Source organism: Nonomuraea sp. NPDC050383, assembly GCF_044459125.1.
Taxonomy (GTDB): Bacteria; Actinomycetota; Actinomycetes; order Streptosporangiales; family Streptosporangiaceae; genus Nonomuraea.
Genome location: NZ_JBITIP010000032.1, coordinates 1 through 15,520, shown reverse-complemented (window position 1 = coordinate 15,520; position 15,520 = coordinate 1). Strand labels below are relative to the sequence as shown.

Genomic DNA, 15,520 nt, shown 5'->3' with positions numbered 1-15,520 from the left:
ACTCCAACGGCACGTCTGGTCGCATTTGATGGGATATGTCCGGTTGGCTGATCTGGTACGGGTTGTGTTCCAATTACCCAGCCCGCACGAATCCCATGCGCCCCAAGCGTGTCAGGTTTATCGAGCACGTACGGCGAGAGGTTGCGAGAGTCAGTGAGGACCGATAACCCCAGGCACACCAGGCCGGAGGAGTACGCAGGCGGCCGGTTCCGGCTGGGGAACTGGCGTGTGCGCACCAGGCTGGTCGCGCTGATCCTCATCCCCACCGTCGTCGGCGTGCTCCTCGCCGGTGTCCAGCTGGCCAACTCGATCGCCACCAGCGCCGAGTACCGCCGGCTCACCCAGATCGCGGAGCTGGTGCAGACCGTCGGCGCGATGTCCGACGAACTCGGCAAGGAGCGGACGCTCACGGCGTGGTACATCGCCGAGGGCCGCCGCGCCTCCCGCCGCGCCCAGCTCAACACCCAGCGTGACGCGGTCAACGCCGTCCGCAAGCGCGTGCTGGCGGCCGTGGGGGCGCTCGACGCCACCCACTCGCCGCGCACCCTGGAGGAAGCCGGTGAGATCCGCCGCTGGCTGACCGGCCTCGACGGCCTGCGCCAGTCGATCGTCCAGACCGGCAGCGCCCCGCCCCGAGCCGCCCTGCGCACCTTCAGCTCGATGATCGAAGTCATGAGCAAGCTCCAGGACGAGCTGGCCGGCGGCACCCAGGACGACGCCCTCGGCGCGGACGTCATCACCCTCGGAGCGCTGCAGAGGGCCAAGGAAGAGGTCTCCCGCCAGCAGGGCATCCTCGTCGTCGCGCTCGTGGAGCGGAAGCTCGACTACGACGACCTGTCCGACTTCCTCGGCTCCTGGAACCGGCAGCAGGCGGAGCTCGCCACCTTCGAGGAGGAGGCGAGGAAGTCGGACCTCCAGGCCTACCGCAAGAACATGCGGGGCCTGCAGATCGACCGCGCCGACGCCATGCGCCAGCGGGCGCTCGCCCAGCTGCGCGAGTACAAGACGATCCGCGACCTCGACATCACCGCCACCCCGCGCCGCGAGCTCAACCTGTGGCACGAGAGCACCTCGCTCCAGGTCAGCGGCCTGCGCAAGGTCGAGGACGGCCTGACCACCCGCGTCGTGACCGAGGCCCGGGACCTGAGCGACTCCGAGCAGCGCAGCGCCGTCATCTCCGGCGCGATGATCCTCGTCCTGCTGCTCCTCGTCCTGGTCTTCACCACCCGCGTGGCCGGCTCGCTGGTGCGCCCGCTGCGCCGCCTGCGCGCCGAGGCACTCCAGGTGGCCACCACCCGGCTGCCCGAGACCGTCCGCGCGCTGCGCGAGTCGGGCGACGGCGCGGTGCTGCCCGAGGTCCCCTCGATCGGCGTCAACACCCGCGACGAGATCGGGGAAGTGGCCCGGGCCTTCGACGAGGTCCACCGCGAGGCGATCAGGCTGGCCGGCGACGAGGCCAAGCTGCGTGCCAACGTCAACTCCATGTTCGTCAACCTCTCCCGCCGCAGCCAGACGCTGGTCGAACGGCAGCTCCAGCTCATCGAGGGCCTGGAGCAGGGTGAGGAGGACGAGAACCGGCTCGCCAACCTGTTCCGGCTCGACCACCTGGCCACCCGCATGCGGCGCAACAGCGAGAACCTCCTGGTCCTCGCCGGCCAGGAGGCCGCGCGCAAGTGGAGCGAGCCGGTGCCGCTGGTCGACGTCGCCCGCGCCTCGCTGTCCGAGGTCGAGAACTACGAGCGGGTCCAGATCCAGATCCCCTCGGGCGTGCAGATCGCCGGTCCGGCCGTCACCGACGCCGTCCACCTGCTGGCCGAGCTGATCGAGAACGCCATCTCCTTCTCCCCGCGCGAGAGCAAGGTGCAGGTCACCAGCGCCCCGATGGACGGCGGGGTGCTCGTGACCATCAGCGACCTGGGCATCGGCATGTCGGCCGACGAGCTGGCCGAGGCCAACTGGCGCCTGGCCAACCCGCCGGTGGTGGACGTCGCCGTCTCCCGCCGCATGGGCCTGTTCGTGGTCGGCCGCCTGGCGCTGCGCCACGGCGTGGGCGTCCAGCTCCGGATGCGCGAGACCGGTGGCCTGAGCGCCCTGGTCATGCTGCCGAACACGCTGATCGTGGGCGCGCAGGGCGCGCCCGGCGTGCCGCAGCAGCGCGGCCAGTACGACGCGTTCACCGACTTCGACCCGAGCATGTTCGGCCAGGCGCCGTTCGAGGAGGCCGCCTCCAACGGCCACGGCAACGGCACTTACGCCTCGCCGGCCGCCCTCGCCGACCCTCGCGACGACGCCCCGGTCGACACGCAGTGGCCCGGCTCGCTGCCCGCCCCCGGCACCGGCAACTGGCCCTCGTTCGCCGAGGAGCAGCCGGCCGCCGCCGCCCAGGAGGACCGCTGGCCGTCGTTCGCCGACCCGGCGGCGCCCGCCCAGGACGTGCCCAACTGGCCGTCGTTCGCGACCGAGCCGCCTCCGCCGGGCGCGGCGCAGGACGAGCCGCGCTGGCCGTCCTTCGCCACCGAGCCGCCTCCGATGCGCGAGGAGCAGGAGACCCGCTGGCCGTCGTTCGGCGAGCAGCCGGCCTCGTCGCTGTTCACCCCCGCCGAGCCGGCCCGGTCGCCCTACGCCGACGAGCCGCCCCGTTCGCCCTACGGCGACGAGCCCGCCCGCCCGTCCTTCGGCGAGGAGGTCCGCTACGGCGACGACCTCCGCTCGCCCTACGGCGACGAGCCCGCGCGCTCTCCCTACGGTGACGAGCCGTCCCGTGCGCCGTTCGGCGAGGAGCAGCGCTGGCCCTCCTTCGCCGAGACGGTCAAGCCGGCCGACGCCTTCGCCCCCAACGGGCAGCACGGCTTCGACCCGTTCGGCCCGGGGGAGTACTCCTCGCAGGATCTGACCGGCCCGCTGCCCGTGGTGCGCAGCTCGCCGATGGAGCCGCCGAGCGAGGAGTTCCTGCCCATCTTCTCCTCGGTGGGCTCCGACTGGTTCCGCAAGCCCGACCCCGAGGTGCTCAGGCCCCGTGAGCCGGAGCCCGACCAGGAGTCGGAGACGGCCGTCCAGCCCGCGGTGCGGCTCGACAGCCCGCCGCCGCTCCCGCAGCGCGGCGCGCAGTTCGGCGTCCAGGACGGCGCGCAGGAAAGCCTCAGCCCGTCCGGCCTGCCCCGGCGCCGCCCCGGAGAGTCGGGCGCGGGCGCCGCGTGGTCCTCACCGGCCGACAGCGGCTTCCAGGCCGCGCAGGCCGCCGCCGAGCCCGCGCAGGGCGGCGTGACGTCCTCGGGCCTGCCCCGGCGCGTGCCCAAGGCCAACCTGGTGCCCGGTACGGCGAGCCTGGCCGAGCCCCAGGCCACGTCACCGGCGCCGCAGATCTCTCCCGACAGGTTGCGGAGCCGGCTCTCCAGCTTCCAGCAGGGTGTTCGACAAGGCCGCGCGTTCACCCGCGGAGAAGAGAACGAGGAGGAGAAATGAGAGAACTGAGCCAGGGAGCGCGTGGCATCAGCTGGCTGATCACTGACTTCGTCAACAACGTGCCAGGGGTTGCGCACACCGTCGTGGTCTCGTCGGACGGTCTGCCGCTGGCGTTCTCCGAGGGTTTCCCGAAGGACCGGGCGGACCAGCTCGCCGCGGTCGCCTCGGGTGTCATCAGCCTGACTCAGGGTGCTGCCCGTGTCTTCGAGGGCGGCCTGGTGACCCAGACCGTCATCGAGATGCAGCGCGGTCTGTTGATGATCATGTCGATCAGCGATGGCTCCTGCCTGGCCGTGCTCGCTGCGCCCGATTGTGACATGGGCCTGGTGGCCTACCAGATGACGCTGCTCGTCGAGCGCGCCGGTCAGGTGCTCACGCCTGCCGTACGTGCCGAACTGCAGGCGGCCCGCCCCCGCTAAGGGCGGTGACAGGAGAACATGGTGTCAGGTCAGGGTTGGGCTGGTGATAGCACTCCGCCGCATCCGGCGGCTCCACGTCCGCAGAAGCCGAGCTCTCTGGTGCGGCCATATGCCGTGACCGGAGGGCGCACGGCGCCGCGGATGAAGTTCGCCATGGAGGCGCTGGTGTCCTCCGTGACGTCGGAATACCAAGACATATCTCTGCTGAGTCCGGAGTATCAGGCGATCATTCAACTGACCCGGAACGTCAGGTCGGTTGCTGAGATCTCGGCCCTCTTACGACAGCCTTTGGGTGTGGTCCGGGTGCTGATCGCCGACATGGCGTCCGAAGGCCTGATCCGCGTGCACCAGCCTGCGCTGGACGCGGGAAAGCCGGACCTCAACTTGCTCGAAAGGGTGCTCAGTGGACTTCGCAGGCTCTAGCGCCGGGCTGACCTCGACGAAGATCGTCGTGGCCGGCGGATTCGGCGTGGGCAAGACGACGTTCGTGGGTGCGGTCTCGGAGATCCTTCCGCTCACCACGGAGGCGGTGATGACGGACGCGTCGGCAGGGGTCGACGACGTCTCGCTCACCCCGAACAAGACCACCACGACCGTCGCCATGGACTTCGGCCGCGTCTCGCTGGACCGGGACCTCATCCTCTACCTGTTCGGCACGCCCGGACAGCACAGGTTCTGGTTCATGTGGGACGACCTGGTGCGCGGCGCGATCGGGGCCGTGGTGCTCGCGGACACGCGGCGCCTGGCCGACAGCTTCCCCGCCATCGACTACTTCGAGGAGGCGAAGCTGCCGTTCGTCATCGGCATCAACGGCTGGGACGGGCAGTTCGCCCACCAGGACGACGAGATCCGCGAGGCGCTGTCGCTGAACGCGCACACGCCGATCGTCCGCCTGGACGCCCGGGTGCGCGATTCGGTGAAGAGCACGCTCATCACGCTGGTGGAGCACGCGCTGACGCGCCACTCCCACCTGCCCGCCTGACGCCTGGCGCGGCACACGCCCGCACGACGAACGCCGCCGGACCATCGGTCCGGCGGCGTTCGTCGTTGTCCGCCCCGTTCAGGCGGCGGGATCGTTCAGGTGGCGGGATCGAGGAGTTGGGCCGCGAGGGTGTCGTGGACCCAGTCGCGATAGTGGCCGCACGTCCAGGCGCGGTCGCGAACCAGCAGCAGGTACAGCTCAGGGCTCAGCAACGCGAACAGCAGATCTGCGGCGCGGTCGACGGTGATGCCGGTCCGGGCGCCGGGTTTGCCGAGCAGCGCCTCGGCGGTGGCGTGCTGGACGGTGCGGCGGTCGGCGAGAGCGCGCTGCCACAGCTCGTCGAGCTCGGGCTCGACGCCCGCGGCGGTGCGCAGCACGTCGGTGATCGGGGCGGCGCGTTCGAGGACCGTGGTGGTTCCGATGACGTGTGCCCGTAGGTGGTCGTCGGCGGCGTCGGCGTTCATCGCGTCGGCGAACCAGGGGCGCTCCATGGTGGCGACGGGCTCGTCGTCGCCGGCGACGGTCACGTCGACCACGTTCTTGAGCAGGTTCCGCTTGGTCCGGAACAGGAAGTAGATCGTCTGCACGGACACACCCGCACGGTCGGCCACGTCCTGCAGAGCGGTCTGGCCATAACCCCCGTCGACGAACAGCTCGTGCGCCGCGGTGAGGACCCGCCGCTGTGTCTGCCGGGACTTCTCTGCCTGCTTGTTCTTGACCTGCGCCATGAGTCGAGTCTACCTTTAGAGTCGAACTTTATAGTCCAACTCTAAAGACAGACTAAGGAGCTGAGCGGCATGGCTGAGCGGGAATTCGTGATCACCGCGGACCAGGTCTTCGACGGGCACAAGGTGCTGCCGCGGCATGCCGTGGTGACCCGCGACGACCGGATCGTCGCGGTGGTGCCCGCCGAGCAGGCAGGCGGAGGGGGGCGCCGGATCGACATCCGCGGAACCGTGCTGCCGGGGTTCATCGATCTGCACGCGCACGTGTTGCTGGACCGCACCCCGACACAGACGGTGCTGCGACATGGGGTCACCACGGTGCGGGACACGGGCGGTCCGCTGGTCGCGCCCTCAGGCGGGGACGGACGGTTGCGGGTGCTGGCCGCGGGCCCGATCCTCACCGCCGTCGGCGGCTATCCGGTTCCCGTCTTCGGGCCGGACGCGGCCCTGCAGGTGCTGGACGCGAAGACGGCCCGCGCGGCCGTGCGCCGGTCGGCCGAAGGCGGCGCGGCCCTGATCAAGATAGGGCTGGAGCCGGGCGGCTCGACCGGCGCCCCCTGGAGCGCCCACGCCGGTACCGCCGTTCCCCCTTGGCCGTTGCCGGCCGCGGAGGTGGTCTCGGCGGTCGTGGCGGAGGCTCACGCGAACGGTCTGGGGGTCGCGGCGCACCTGAGCGGCGCGGCGGGCGCCGAGTTGGCGCTCGACGCGGGAGTGGATGAGTGGGCGCACGTGCCCTGTGATCCGTTGCCCGACGAGCTGATCAAGCGGGCGGCCGCGGCGGGTGTCCGGGTGGTCGGCACCCTGGACACCCTCTCGCGTACGACAGGGGTGTTCACGAACGCGGTACGCCTGGTGGAGGCGGGAGTGCGCCTGCTGTACGGAACGGATCTCGCGCATCCGGACGTGCCCTGGGGGATCGACGCGTTCGAGCTGCAGCTGATGCAGCACGTCGGGCGCGGCACGGTGTCGGCCGCGGAGGTGCTGTCGGCCGCCACGGCACGAGCCGGCGAGCACCTAGGCCTGGCTCCGCTCGGCCGGCTGGTCGCGGGTGCGCCCGCGGACCTCATCGCGGTGGAAGGCGACCCGCTCGAACGGTTCAAACTGCTGGAGTACCCCGTCCTGGTGATGTCAGGGGGACGGCTGGTGGTCGATCCGCCGGCGGGCGGATAAGGGCGGTCAGGCGGAGGCGGGGACGTCCACCCCGCGCACCAGGCGGCCGACCTCGCCGCGCAGGCGCACGAAGTCGGGGTTCTCGCGGGTGGTGATCTGGTCGCGGGGCCCCGGCAGGTCCACCCGGAGGTCGCCCACCACGTGCGCGGGCGCCTTGGACAGCACCACGACCCGGTCGCCGACGTACACGCTCTCGTCGATGTCGTGGGTGATGAGCACGATCGTCATCCGGTGGTGGCCGCGCACCTTGAGGACCAGGTCCTCCAGGTCCTCACGGGTCTGGGCGTCCACCGAGCCGAACGGCTCGTCCATGAGCATCAGGCTGGGCCGGTAGGCCAGCGCGCGGGCGATCGCGACGCGCTGCTGCATGCCGCCGGACAGCTGGAACGGGTACTTCTGGGCGGCGCCGAGCAGGCCCACCGACTCCAGCGCCTCCTGCGCCGCCTCCCGCCGCGCCCGCTTGTCCATGTCCCGGCGCCGCAGCGGCAGCGCCACGTTCTCGGCCACCGACATCCAGGGGAACAGGGAGCGGCTGTAGTCCTGGAAGACCACGGCCAGGTTGTCGGGCGTCTGGCGCACCAGCTTGCCGTCGACCCGGATCTCGCCGCCCGTGGGAGTGATCAGCCCGGCGATGGAGCGGAGCAGCGTGGACTTGCCGCATCCGGAGGGACCCACGATGCACAGCAGCTCGCCCTCGGCGACGCTCAGCTTGAGCCCTTCGATCGCGCGGTGCTCGTTGGGGCTGCCGGGACCGTAAACGTGCGTGAGGTTGTCTATCTCGAGCAAGTGACGTCCTAGGACAGGCGAAGCCGGGAGATAACAGGCTGACTCTACCGAAGTCAGTGATCGTTGGACATGAAGATGACCATTCCGGCAGGGGCCGGGCTCAGGCCACCGGCCGGCGGACGAAACGCCCCAGGGGACGGCCGACGATCTTGCCGGTGTCCAGCACGTGGTGACCCCGCACGAACGTGTCGGTGACCTTCGCGGTCAGCTCGAACCCCTCGAACGGCGTGTACTCCTGGGCCGAGTCCGAGTCGGCCGCCCGCACGGTCCAGGTGGCGTCCGGGTCCACCAGGCAGATGTCGGCGTCGAAGCCCGGCGCGATCGTGCCCTTGGTGCGCAGGCCGTACCGGCGGGCGGGGTTCCACGAGGTGAGCGCGGCGATGCGCCCCCATGGCAGCCCGCGCCGGCGGCCCTCGGTGATGAGGCCGGGCAGCAGGTACTCGGCGCCGCCGAAGCCGGCCTTGGCCAGGAACACGTCCTCGGCGGGCGCGCCGAACTTCAGCTCCTCCCGGCAGCAGGCGTGGTCGCTGACGACCCAGTCCACCGTGCCGTCGAGCACGTGCTCCCACAGCGCCTCGACGTCCTCGCGCGGCCTGATCGGCGGGTTGACCTTGGCGCCGATGCCGCTCGCCGTCTCGATGTCGGCCAGCAGGTGCCCGATCGTGACCTCGCGGCGGAAGTCGATGTGGGGGAACGTCCTGGCCATCCGCACCGCCGCGTCCAGGGCCTTGCGGGAGGACAGGTGCAGCAGGTTGACGTTGCCGAGGCCGGTCTCGTGGGCCAGGTAGGAGGCGATGAACACGGCCAGCCCCTCGGAGTGGGGCGGTCGCGAGGCGCTGTAGGCGGCCAGGCCGCTCAGGTCGCCCGCCTCCTCCACCAGCCGCGTGTACGCCGTCATGATCTCGGCCGTCTCGCAGTGCAGCGACAGCGAGATCTCGCTGGCCAGCTCGGGGAAGCGCTCCCGGGCCGCCTGCACGCCCCGCATGACGAACTCGAAGTGGGCGTAGTCGTAACGCTCGCCCTCGGGCAGCATGAGGAACGCGCTCTGGTCGGCCGAGCGCCCGTGCAGCCCGTGCCCGCCGTAGAACATGAAGATCTTGAACGACGGCACGCCGAACCGCTCGACCAGGTCCGGCAGCTCCTCGATGTGGCCCCGCGACATCGGCGCCAGGTGGAAGCCGTAGTCGATGTAGGCCCGCCCCTCGGCTCGGGCCAGCACCTCGGGGAAGAAGTCCGCGTACGCGCCGCCCCGGTTGAGGTAGTACTGCCCGGTGCGCATGTAGGTCAGAGCCGTCGTCACCCCGCCCTGCGCGGAGGCGCGGCTCTCCGAGCCGGCGTCCTCGTCCAGCGGGTTGTAGATCCCCCAGTGCTGGTGGGCGTCCACGACGCCGGGGAACGCGAGCCGCCCCGCGCCCTCGATCACCTCCGGGACGCCCTCGGTGGGCAGGCCGGGCGTGACCTGGTCGACGCGGCCCCCGGTCACGGCGATGTCGGCCATGACGGGCTCGCTCCGGTCATGCGTCACGACCCGCACGTTCTTCAGCAGCAGGTCTGTCACATCCGCCTCCTAGACGGTACGGCGGGCGCCCCGGTGCCAGGTCAGCACGCGGCGCTCCGCCATGAGGAACAGGGAGTTGAGGACGTAGCCGAGCACCCCGAGCACCACCACGCCGGCCCACAGCCCGGCCATGTCGGCGTTGTTGCCGGCCACGCTCAGCAGGTAGCCGATGCCGTCGGTGCTGCCCTTCAGCTCGGAGATCACCATGAGGATGAGCGCCAGCGAGACGCTCAGCCGCAGCCCCGCGAAGATCTTCGGGGCGGCCGAGGGCAGGATGATCCGGAACAGTCGCAGGCGGGCGGGCACGCCGAAGACGGTGGCGGTCTCCAGCTGGAGCGCGTCCACGTTGCGTGCCCCGTCGATGGAGTTGAGCAGGATCGGCCAGACGACGCCGAACACGATGGTCGCCACCTGCACCTGGGTGCCCATGGTGAACAGCACCAGGAAGACGGGGAGCATCGCGGGCGGCGGCACGGCGCGGCCGAACTCCACGAGCGGGTCGACGTAGTCGGCCAGCCAGGCCACCCGGCCGATCGCCACGCCGAGCGCGACCCCGGCCACCACGGCGATGCTCCACGAGCCGACGACGCGGACGAGGCTGGGCACGAAGTTGTCCACCGCCTCGTCGGTCAGCAGGTACGGGCCGGAGAACCACCGCTCGTACATCCAGGAGGCGATCCGGCTCGGCGCGGGCAGGTACGGGCTGGCCTGGGACCGGGCCAGCAGCTCCCAGCCGAGCAGGACCACGGGCACCAGCCAGAGCCGCCGTACGATGGTCGCGATCATACGTGCCGCCACCTGAACAGGCGCCGCTCCGCGCGGAGGAGCAGCGTGTTGACGACGAGCCCGACCAGCCCGGCCCACATGAGGGTCGCGATCACGTCGACCATCGCGTCGGCGCCGATGCCGGTGCTCGCCTGGATGAGGAAGGCGCCGATGCCGCCGGCGCCGCCCACGACGTACTCCACGCTGATCGCCAGGATGAGCGTGACGGAGGCCGCCAGCCGGATGCCGGTGAAGATGAACGGCGCCGCGCTCGGCAGGCTGACCCGCAGGATGACCGCGCCGGAGCCGAAGCCGAACGAGCGCAGCGTCTCGGTGGCCACCGGGTCGACGTCGCGGACGCCGTACAGGGTGTTGATGAGGATCGGCCAGGAGGCGGCGTAGACGATGAGCGCCACCTTGGCGTTGATCTCGGGCTGGAAGAAGAACAGGGCGAGCGGGATCAGCGCGACCGACGGGATCGGCCGCAGGAACTCGACGATCGCGCGGGTCATCTCCTCCACCACGGGGACGGTGCCGAGCAGCAGGCCGATCGGGACCGCGACGAGCACGGCCAGCGGAAGGCCCACGACCGCGGCGGTGAGGGTGGAGGCCAGGTCGGTCAGGAACGCGGGGTCGGCGCCGAGCCCCGCCGCCCGCGCCAGGGACGTCGAGGCGGCCGGCAGCCAGGAGACGAGGCCGGTGCGGCCGGCCAGCTCCCAGAGCAGGAGGAAGACCGCCACGCCGGCGACGTGGCGGAGGAGTCTTCCGAGCCGGGCGCGGGAGGGGGTGGTGCGCTCCGCCCGCGCCAGGGTGGCCGTGGACGTCATCCCTGGGAGGTGACGATCATCGGCGCGACGTCGATCTTGGCCTTGATGAAGCCGTACTCCTGCATGAGGTCCGCGACCCGCTGGATGCGCTGGGCGCTCAGCGTGGTCGGGTAGTTGCCGAGGTTGATGGTGGCCGCGGTGGCGGCGGGGATCTTGGTGAAGGTGGGCAGGATCTTGGTGACGGCGCTGCGGTCGGTGGCGGCGATGTTCTGGGCCTTGGCCATCGCGCGCTGGAAGGCGGCCATCGTCTTGGGGTTGCTGCTCACCCACTTCTCGGTCGCCGCCCAGCCGGTGATCGGCAGGCTCTCCGTGGGGCCGGACATGGTGTCGACCAGCATCGTCGCGCCGAGCTTGTTCTTGGCCTCGCTGACGTAGGGGTCGGTCATCCAGACCGCGTCCACGTCGCCCTTCTCCAGCGCCTGGAGCCAGTTCGTGGTGGGCACCTCGACGTACTGGATGTCCTTGCCGGGGCTCGGGTCAAGGCCGGCGATCTTGAGGTGCGGGTTCATGGTGAGCACGCCGAGGCCCTTGAGCGCGTTCACGCCGATCTTCTTGCCCTTGAGGTCGGCGACCTTCTTGATGGGGGAGTCGCGCCCCACCATGATCCCGAAGGCGCCGGTGGCGCCCTGGTAGGAGTCCGCGATGTACTTGAACTTCTCCAGGCCCTCACTCTGGATCGTCAGGATGGTGGCATAGCTGCCGAGGACCACGTCCATGCTGCCGTTGGACAGCTTGGGCAGCACGGCCTGGGGGGCCTGGATGGCCTCGGTCTTCACGTTGAGCCCCTGCTCCTTGAAGAAGCCTCGCTCGATGGCGATGAACAGGGGGGCGGAGTCGGCTCCCGGGTACTGCCCGATGAGCAGGTCGGTCTTCTCCAGCCCGTTGGCGTTGCTCCCACCTCCGGGTTTGGCCTCCGTGCTGGAGCAACTCGTCATGGCAAGGGTGGCCACCAGTCCGATCAGGGCGATGCGCCCTGCCGCAGCGAGCCTCATGTCGCGTCTCCTTTGAACGGGGGTGGCCGACACTCGACACACCCCAAAGCGCAGGCAACCCTTGCGCATGGTCCCCCGATTCTGGAAATTATCAATATATATGGCAGAAAAATGATCACACTGGTTTTCTGGAGCTATGTCCAGATATAGGTGATGATATGGCTGGCGTTCACCGGGGACGTGTGTCTACTGTCTGGACGTGGAGACATATGCAAGATGATCGACTTGCCGGTGTGGCCACACCGGCGGCCGATTTATCTGTTGTACATAAATAGGTTTTCGGACCACGGGTGCCGGGGGCGGCACACGGCTAGCACGGGCACGAATTTGATCTCTTGCACCAGGCCATCCAAGGAGAGGTTGCGGAGGCCAGTGAGAAAGACATTGCCCCCTGCGAACGGCGATTCCGGCTTACCTGCTGAGGCGTCCGCCTTTCCGTCATCCCATGCGCGGACAGGGCCGCCGGCCCAGCCCGGGCATGCCAGGGGCCCGGGTGGCATCGTGCGCAACTGGCGGGTGCGCACCAAGCTGCTGGTACTGATCGTCATCCCCACCGTCGCGGCGCTGGCGTTGGGCGGCCTGCGGGTCGCGTCCTCCGTCACCAGCGCCTCCGAGTACGAGCGCGTCTACCAGACGGCCGTCCTGGCCGGAAAGCTGACCGAGCTGGCCCACGAGACCGAGCTGGAACGCGATCTCACCGCCACCTTCGTCGCCCAGGACCGCAGGGGTGACCGCAATGCCATCACCGCCCAGTACTCCGCCGTGGACCGGCTCGTCGCCGAGGCGCGGCCCGACGTCACCGCGCTCGGCGCCTCCGACAGCCCCCTGCGGGCCGAGGCCGTGCGGGTCAAGAACCGTTTCGACGAGCTGGCCAACTCCCGCCGGACCGCGGTCGAGTCCCGGCTGAACGTCTCCTCCGTCATCGAGCTGTACGACCAGTCGATCTCCGACTTCCTGGCCCTCAACGACACCATCGACCAGGGCGCGGCGGACAAGGAGCTCACCGACACCGTCGCCGGGTTCGCCGCGTTGTCGCGGGCCAAGCAGTACGTCTCCCGGCAGCGGGCGCTGCTCGTCTCGGCGCTGGCCGTCGGCCGCTTCAGCCAGGACGAGCTGGACGACTTCATCGCCGCCCGGGCCCAGCGCAACAGCGAGCTCGCCGCGTTCCGGGCACAGGTGCCGCTGGCACTGCGCCAGGCGTACGACGACACGGTCAGCGGCCAGGCCGTCGACCGGGCCGAGCTGATTCAGGCCCGCGCCCTGGCACTCCAGGACGCCGGGCAGCCGCTCACCGACCGGGGTCTCGACCTCGCCAGCGACGGGCAGGCATGGTTCACCGCGGTCACCGAGACCATCGACGGCATGCGCCAGGTCGAGCAGCGGGTCGCCGACTCGATCATGCTGCGCAGCCGTACCGTGCAGGTCGCCGAGCAGCAGGGCGCGATGATCTTCGCGATCGCGATCGCCGTGCTCCTGGTCCTCGTGCTGATCGTCACCGTGCTGATGGCACGTTCCCTCAGCGGCCCGCTGCGCCGGCTCCGGCGCGAGGCGCTGCTGATCGCCGGCCGCCGGCTGCCCGAAACGGTCCAGCGGCTGCGGGACTCGGACACGTCCGGATCGGCGGCGGCCCTGGCCGAGGTGGAGCCGATCGGCGTGGTCGGCGACGACGAGATCGGCGAGGTCGCGCGGGCGTTCGATGAGGTGCATCGTGAGGCGGTGCGGTTGGCGGGTGAGGAGTCGCGGCTGCGCAGCAATGTGAATGCGATGTTCGTGAACCTGTCGCGGCGTAGTCAGACGTTGGTGGAGCGGCAGATCACGTTGATCGATGGTCTGGAGCAGGGTGAGCAGGATGAGAGCCGGTTGGCGAACCTGTTCAAGCTGGACCATCTGGCCACTCGTATGCGGCGTAACAGTGAGAACCTGCTGGTGCTGGCGGGGCAGGATCCGCCGCGTCGCTGGAGTCAGCCGGTCAAGCTGGTGGACGTGGCCCGCGCCTCGCTGTCGGAGGTGGAGAACTACGAGCGGGTGGTCCTCCAGGTGCCCGACGGGGTGTCGGTGGCCGGTCAGGCCGTCAACGACGTCATCCACCTGCTGGCCGAGCTGGTCGAGAACGCCCTGTCGTTCTCCCCGCGTGAGAACAGGGTGACGGTGTCGGGCAGCCGCATCGACGGCGGTGGCGTCATGCTGTCCATCACCGACGCGGGCATCGGCATGACGCAGGACGAGCTGGCGCAGTCCAACGAGCGCCTCACCGACGCGCCCACCGTGGACGTGTCGGCCTCCCGCCGCATGGGCCTGTTCGTGGTCGCCCGCCTGGCCCACCGCCACGGCATCCGCGTCCAGCTCCGGCCGCACGCCTCCGGCGGACTGACCGCCATGGTCCTCCTGCCGGACTCCCTGCTCGGCAACCCGTCGCCCGCGTACGCGAGCTCGCCGAGCCCCGCGCACGAGGACGCCTACAACGGCCCGCAGCTCACGCCGGCGCCGGCCCCCACTCCCAACTGGCCCGCGGGCGGCTACCAGCCGGGCCCCGGCCACCCGTCCTTCCCGTCCGGTCCGCCCGCCCAGCAGAACGGCTGGCCGGCCATGCCGCAGTGGCCGTCCGAGCCCAGCGGCTGGCCGTCGGAGCCGCGAGCCGGGTTCAACACCAACGACTCGTGGCTGCCGCCCGAGGAGCCGGGCTGGTCCAGCGGCGGCAACGGGCTGCCCCGTCGCCCCCCGCTGGAGGAGCCGCAGCCCTGGGGACCTTCCGGTGTCCAGCCCGACCGCCCCTTCGACAGGCCGCTCGGCCGCCCCCGGCCGCCGCGTGACTTCCCGGAGACCGACTCGGCCAGCACCGGCCCCATCCCGAGGGTGAACAGCCAGCCCTCCGCCGGTGACGAATACCTGCCGATCTTCGCCGCCGTGGAGTCCGCCTGGTTCGCCGGCGGCGCGAGCTGGGGCTCCTCACAGGCCGACGCCGGGTGGAGCGCCGCGGAGGCGGTGGTGGAGCCGGTGCGTGACGGGGCGACCGCGTCCGGTCTGCCCAAGCGGGTGCCCAAGGCCAACCTGGTGCCCGGCTCCGCGGACAGCTCCGCCGCACCCAAGGGGGTGGCCCCCATGCCGGCGGTCTCCCCGGACCGGGTGCGCAACCGGCTGTCCAGCTTCCAGCAGGGCTTCCGGGCCGCTCGCGAGGACATCAACGAGGGCAAGGCGTATCCGGCGGGTCCCCGGAGCGCCGACAGCAGCGAGGAGGGCGCATGAAGGATCTCAGTCACGCGGCGCGCGGTGTCGACTGGCTGATCACCGATTTCGTGAGCACCGTACCCGGGGTCGCCCACGCGGTCGTGGTCTCCTCGGACGGCCTGCCGCTCGCCGCGTCCTCCGGCTTCCCGCCGGACCGGGCCGACCAGCTCGCGGCCATCGCCTCCGGCCTGGTCAGCCTGACGCAGGGTGCGGCGCGGGTGTTCGAGGGTGGTGTGGTCAACCAGACGATCGTGGAGATGCAGCGGGGGCTGATGCTGATCATGTCGATCAGTGACGGCTCGTGTCTGGCGGTTCTGGCGGCCCCGGACTGCGACATGGGGCTGGTGGCGTACCAGATGACGCTGATGGTGGAACGCGCCGGTCAGGTACTCACTCCGGCGGTCCGCGCGGAGCTGCGTTCGAGTCAGTCCAGGTGAGGTAAGTGACAGACCCCAGATGGAACGGCGGTCCCGAGCCGAGACCGATGTCGTCCTTCGACCCGGGGTCTCCCGTGCGTCCCTATGCGGTGACGGGTGGGCGTACGGCGCCGCGGGTGAAGTTGGCGATGGAGGCGTTGGTGTCGTCGGCGACGGCTGAGCCGAGGGAGTT

At 70.5% G+C, this 15,520-nt stretch carries 14 protein-coding genes; 8 read left to right on the top strand and 6 right to left on the bottom strand.

The annotated features are described in order from the left end of the window. The first annotated feature begins 228 nt into the window (after nucleotides 1–228). From ACIBG4_RS41370 to ACIBG4_RS41355, 4 genes are read left to right on the top strand one after another with little or no spacing between them, the layout of a single operon-like run. Nucleotides 229–3,462, top strand: a complete 3,234-nt coding sequence (locus ACIBG4_RS41370; protein ID WP_397208020.1) for a nitrate- and nitrite sensing domain-containing protein — start codon at nucleotides 229–231, stop codon at nucleotides 3,460–3,462. Further along, on the top strand, nucleotides 3,459–3,881 hold the full coding sequence (locus ACIBG4_RS41365; RefSeq protein WP_101790364.1) for a roadblock/LC7 domain-containing protein: 423 nt from the start codon (nucleotides 3,459–3,461) through the stop codon (nucleotides 3,879–3,881). The genes ACIBG4_RS41370 and ACIBG4_RS41365 overlap by 4 nt, the downstream gene beginning before the upstream one ends. 18 nt (nucleotides 3,882–3,899) lie before the next feature. After that, nucleotides 3,900–4,304, top strand: coding sequence for a DUF742 domain-containing protein (locus ACIBG4_RS41360; RefSeq protein ID WP_055507219.1), 405 nt, complete (start codon nucleotides 3,900–3,902; stop codon nucleotides 4,302–4,304). 7 nt (nucleotides 4,305–4,311) lie between these two features. Continuing rightward, on the top strand, nucleotides 4,312–4,863 hold the full coding sequence (locus ACIBG4_RS41355; protein ID WP_310710786.1) for an ATP/GTP-binding protein: 552 nt from the start codon (nucleotides 4,312–4,314) through the stop codon (nucleotides 4,861–4,863). 95 nt (nucleotides 4,864–4,958) lie between these two features. Here the strand turns inward: ACIBG4_RS41355 and ACIBG4_RS41350 are convergent, their stop codons facing one another. Beyond that, complete coding sequence (locus ACIBG4_RS41350) at nucleotides 4,959–5,591, bottom strand: TetR/AcrR family transcriptional regulator (protein WP_397208018.1); 633 nt, start codon at nucleotides 5,589–5,591, stop codon at nucleotides 4,959–4,961. Between the two features lie 69 nt (nucleotides 5,592–5,660). Here ACIBG4_RS41350 and ACIBG4_RS41345 point away from each other — a divergent pair, with 69 nt between their 5' ends. Continuing rightward, complete coding sequence (locus tag ACIBG4_RS41345; RefSeq protein ID WP_397208016.1) at nucleotides 5,661–6,758, top strand: amidohydrolase family protein; 1,098 nt, start codon at nucleotides 5,661–5,663, stop codon at nucleotides 6,756–6,758. A gap of 6 nt (nucleotides 6,759–6,764) precedes the next feature. Here the strand turns inward: ACIBG4_RS41345 and ACIBG4_RS41340 are convergent, their stop codons facing one another. From ACIBG4_RS41340 to ACIBG4_RS41320, 5 genes are all read right to left on the bottom strand, one after another. Then, complete coding sequence (locus ACIBG4_RS41340; protein WP_310710699.1) at nucleotides 6,765–7,544, bottom strand: ABC transporter ATP-binding protein; 780 nt, start codon at nucleotides 7,542–7,544, stop codon at nucleotides 6,765–6,767. 100 nt (nucleotides 7,545–7,644) lie between these two features. Next, the gene (locus tag ACIBG4_RS41335) at nucleotides 7,645–9,102 is read right to left on the bottom strand and encodes a dihydroorotase family protein (protein WP_355447394.1); all 1,458 of its coding nucleotides are present in this window, start codon (nucleotides 9,100–9,102) and stop codon (nucleotides 7,645–7,647) included. A gap of 9 nt (nucleotides 9,103–9,111) precedes the next feature. Then, nucleotides 9,112–9,888, bottom strand: a complete 777-nt coding sequence (locus tag ACIBG4_RS41330; RefSeq protein WP_310710701.1) for an ABC transporter permease — start codon at nucleotides 9,886–9,888, stop codon at nucleotides 9,112–9,114. Then, nucleotides 9,885–10,694, bottom strand: coding sequence for an ABC transporter permease subunit (locus ACIBG4_RS41325; RefSeq protein ID WP_310710702.1), 810 nt, complete (start codon nucleotides 10,692–10,694; stop codon nucleotides 9,885–9,887). Before ACIBG4_RS41325 ends, ACIBG4_RS41330 begins: the two co-directional genes overlap by 4 nt. After that, nucleotides 10,691–11,686 (bottom strand): ABC transporter substrate-binding protein, encoded by a 996-nt coding sequence (locus ACIBG4_RS41320; protein WP_397208013.1) that lies wholly within the window; start codon nucleotides 11,684–11,686, stop codon nucleotides 10,691–10,693. The genes ACIBG4_RS41325 and ACIBG4_RS41320 overlap by 4 nt, the downstream gene beginning before the upstream one ends. Nucleotides 11,687–12,187: 501 nt before the next feature. On the opposite strand from ACIBG4_RS41320, the gene ACIBG4_RS41315 reads away from it, so the two are divergent. The 3 genes from ACIBG4_RS41315 to ACIBG4_RS41305 all read left to right on the top strand — a co-directional run. Further along, nucleotides 12,188–14,929: a nitrate- and nitrite sensing domain-containing protein gene (locus tag ACIBG4_RS41315; RefSeq protein ID WP_397208011.1), complete on the top strand. Its 2,742-nt coding sequence runs from the start codon at nucleotides 12,188–12,190 to the stop codon at nucleotides 14,927–14,929. Continuing rightward, complete coding sequence (locus ACIBG4_RS41310; RefSeq protein WP_310710705.1) at nucleotides 14,926–15,348, top strand: roadblock/LC7 domain-containing protein; 423 nt, start codon at nucleotides 14,926–14,928, stop codon at nucleotides 15,346–15,348. Before ACIBG4_RS41315 ends, ACIBG4_RS41310 begins: the two co-directional genes overlap by 4 nt. 47 nt (nucleotides 15,349–15,395) lie before the next feature. Further along, the coding region (locus ACIBG4_RS41305) for a DUF742 domain-containing protein (protein WP_355454033.1) at nucleotides 15,396–15,520 on the top strand (125 nt) is incomplete at its 3' end.

Excerpts from the sequence above, each read along its gene's own strand:
- ACIBG4_RS41365 (WP_101790364.1), top strand. The coding sequence starts at position 3,459 with ATGAGAGAACTGAGCCAGGGAGCGCGTGGCATCAGCTGGCTGATCACT.
- ACIBG4_RS41360 (WP_055507219.1), top strand. The coding sequence starts at position 3,900 with ATGGTGTCAGGTCAGGGTTGGGCTGGTGATAGCACTCCGCCGCATCCG.
- ACIBG4_RS41350 (WP_397208018.1), bottom strand. The coding sequence starts at position 5,591 with ATGGCGCAGGTCAAGAACAAGCAGGCAGAGAAGTCCCGGCAGACACAG.
- ACIBG4_RS41345 (WP_397208016.1), top strand. The coding sequence starts at position 5,661 with ATGGCTGAGCGGGAATTCGTGATCACCGCGGACCAGGTCTTCGACGGG.
- ACIBG4_RS41330 (WP_310710701.1), bottom strand. The coding sequence starts at position 9,888 with ATGATCGCGACCATCGTACGGCGGCTCTGGCTGGTGCCCGTGGTCCTG.
- ACIBG4_RS41325 (WP_310710702.1), bottom strand. The coding sequence starts at position 10,694 with ATGACGTCCACGGCCACCCTGGCGCGGGCGGAGCGCACCACCCCCTCC.
- ACIBG4_RS41320 (WP_397208013.1), bottom strand. The coding sequence starts at position 11,686 with ATGAGGCTCGCTGCGGCAGGGCGCATCGCCCTGATCGGACTGGTGGCC.
- ACIBG4_RS41310 (WP_310710705.1), top strand. The coding sequence starts at position 14,926 with ATGAAGGATCTCAGTCACGCGGCGCGCGGTGTCGACTGGCTGATCACC.